This is a genomic window from Vibrio sp. D173a (genome assembly GCF_030248475.1).
In genome coordinates this window covers 1-585 of the sequence record NZ_JAHGAH010000703.1, presented here as the reverse complement: position 1 = coordinate 585, position 585 = coordinate 1, and the positions used below count along the sequence as shown (strand labels likewise).

General features: G+C 50.4%; 1 protein-coding gene. It reads left to right on the top strand.

The features are described from left to right. Positions 1-78 precede the first annotated feature (78 nt). On the top strand, positions 79-585 hold a 507-nt coding region (locus KIV40_RS28655), incomplete at its 3' end, for a DUF4124 domain-containing protein (RefSeq protein WP_285352613.1).

Genomic DNA, 585 nt, shown 5'->3' with positions numbered 1-585 from the left:
TCTTTCACTTCGTACCATGCCCATTCCTCACCTTTTCTTGGTCACTGCATCGACAACGCCGGTAATAAGGTCACCACTATGAAACGAATATGGATATTGATTGGCGCGATACTCTCTGCCTCTGTGCATGGTCAAACGGTTTATACCTGGGAAGACGAGCAAGGTGTTCTGCACTTTAGTTACACGCCAGACAACAACAAGGCCAAAGCACTGACCCTTCCTGATGTTCAGGCCGTTGCGCCTGCGCCTAAGTTTGATAACACCACCCCGGTTGACCCTCAAACCACACAAACGTCAGAGCCTGAAGTGCCAAACCATGACCAGAAACCACAACCCGATGTTCCACCACCACTCAAACTAACCCTAGTCAGCCCGCAGCATGACCAAACCTTACGTAGCAACCGCGGCCTGATCGCCATCGAAATCGAACTCAACCGCAAGCTAGGGATCGGTGAACAGTTGCAATTGATGCTTGATGGGCGCCGTTATGGTGCACCACAAACCACGACTACGTGGGCATTAAAAAACATCGATCGCGGCACACATACCATTGCGATTCAAGCACATAGAAGCGGCAAGCTTATT